This window comes from Microcoleus sp. Aus8_D2 (assembly GCF_036702665.1).
Lineage (GTDB): Bacteria > Cyanobacteriota > Cyanobacteriia > Cyanobacteriales > Microcoleaceae > Microcoleus.
On record NZ_JAUBUN010000001.1, the window covers coordinates 470307 to 472488 of the forward strand.

Consider the following 2182-nt stretch of genomic DNA (forward strand, 5'->3'; position numbering starts at 1 on the left):
ATTTCTCATACTCAACAGAAATTATTCCAAGAAACCCGGTTTCTCGCTACTTACAAAGTCTGGCTACACCCTAATCTCAGAAACCGGGTTTCTTCCTAAATTGTTCGTACTCAACAGAAATTATTCCAAGAAACCCGGTTTCTCGCTACTTGCAAAGTGTTGGTGTACGCTAATCTCAGAAACCGGGTTTCTTCCCTTATTTCTCGTACTCAACAGAAATTATTCCAAGAAACCCGGTTTCTCAGTACCCGCCCCCATTCCCATGTATTAACCGATCAACTGCTTAAAGGCATCGTGTTCGCGAATCTTCTCCAAATCAGCTTCAGTTTTTGCCAACTCTTTGCACAAATTAGGATTGAGATTCAGGGCGCGCTTTAAATTTTCAATTGCTAAATCTATTTTACCTTGGAGCGCATAACATCGGGCTTTATTGTACCATATTCTGTAAAAGTCAGGTCGAATTTTAGCAGCATTGTCGTAGGACTCGATCGCTGCTTCGTACTTTTGCAATTTGGAGAGTGCCACGCCTCGATTGTTCCAAGCGTCGGTATAATCGTTTTTGACTTGTAGGGCTTGATTGTACGAAATTACGGCTTGTTCGTACTCCTGCATTTTGGAAAAGGCAACGCCTCGGTTGTTCCAAGCGTCGGCGTAATCGGGTTTGGCTTGGATGGCTTGTTCGTAACAGCCGATCGCCTCCTGGTACTTCTCCAACTCCAATAATACCACGCCTCGGTTGTTCCAAGCGTCGGGATAAGTCGGGCGAATTGTGGTAGCTTGTTCGTAGGATGCGATCGCCTCTGGATACCGCTGCATTCGAGTGAGGACAACTCCCCGGTTGTTCCAAGTATCGGCTAAATCCGGCTGAATTTGCAGGGCTTGATTGTAAGCTGCGATCGCATCTTCATAGCGGTTCTCAAAGAAACAAGCATCTCCCTGTTTGGCATAGTCGGCCGCCGTCAATAACTCTTGATAATTGCCGTAGTTAACCGGAGCAAATTCTTGAATTTGGGCGTCGGGAAATAACAAGTCGGTTTCGACATCCGCTGGGTGACTTGGGTGTTGAATTTCGCCTAAGATACTTTCAGCTTCGGAAATTAATAATTTTAATTGAGATATCGTATCGTAGCGGAGACTTTCGATTTCTTGGCGAGCAATTGTTGTCTGCTTGGACAATTTGCTCCACAGCCACCAAACACCGACTCCCGCTGCTGTGGGAAACAAGGTTAAGGCAATTATCATCCCATTCAGCAGCAGGGCCGTGCGCCCGAAAGCGATGTCAACTTCTTCTTGAACTCGATCGCGAATTTCGTCTTTTAGTTGCTGCTGGGAGACTTCCTGCGTTACCAAGAGTGCAGCCCTCGGTTCCGAAGCAGAAACGGCACTGGTGCAGAGTAAAATAGTCAAAAGGGCGATCGGGCTAATACTTGTTCTAAAAATACTTGACAAACGCATTGCCTTAGTGATACGCACCTGATTTGCGATTTTCATATGTCAAGAAATGCTGGTAAAGATGATCTCAGCCTAGCCGATTTGTTCAAAAACTATTAAATACAGGATATCTGCTGTGCAGCCTTCTCCGATTAAGTGTTTGACGCAAGAATTGCTAGACGAAGTTGCAGCTTCCTCTCGCAGCAGTCCCCGCAGGCGACAAAACTACAATTTCCACGATTTGTCAGAAAAGGTGCAGCGGTTTGTCAACGTGCTGCAAATGGGTACTTACGTGCGCCCTCACCGACACCTGCGCCCACCGTCCGTTAACGGTTTTGAGTTTTTTGTGGTGATTCAAGGAGAAGTGGGTATTCTGATTTTGAACGAAAATGGTCAAATCTTGCGATCGTTGCGAGTCAGTGCGGCCGGGCCCACTCGCGCTGTGGAACTTCCAGAGGGCACTATTCACACGTTGGTAGCTTTGGCTGCGGATACTGTGATTTTGGAGTTCAAGGAAGGGCCTTATCAGGTGGCGGCGGATAAAGACTTTTTGCCCGATTTTCCGGCTGAGGGTACTGAGGCGGCGCGGGAATTAGTCGGGATTTGGGAAGGGGAATTTAAGAGTAGTCATTAGTTATGGGGAATGGGGAATTGGGAATGGGGCATGGGGCATCGGGCATGGGGCATCTTGCCCGCTCGCGAAGTCGAAGGGTGGGCATGGGGCATGGGGCATGGGGCATCTTGCCCGCTC

General features: G+C 47.8%; 2 protein-coding genes. One reads left to right on the forward strand and one right to left on the reverse strand.

The window, feature by feature from the left end:
• Positions 1 to 267: 267 nt before the first annotated feature.
• Positions 268 to 1473 carry a tetratricopeptide repeat protein gene (locus tag QUB64_RS01990; RefSeq protein ID WP_333273794.1) on the reverse strand — a complete coding sequence of 402 codons (1206 nt, stop codon included), beginning with the start codon at positions 1471 to 1473 and terminating at the stop codon, positions 268 to 270.
• Between the two features lie 94 nt (positions 1474 to 1567).
• On the opposite strand from QUB64_RS01990, the gene QUB64_RS01995 reads away from it, so the two are divergent.
• Positions 1568 to 2065: a WbuC family cupin fold metalloprotein gene (locus tag QUB64_RS01995; protein WP_333273792.1), complete on the forward strand. Its 498-nt coding sequence runs from the start codon at positions 1568 to 1570 to the stop codon at positions 2063 to 2065.
• Positions 2066 to 2182: the final 117 nt, after the last annotated feature.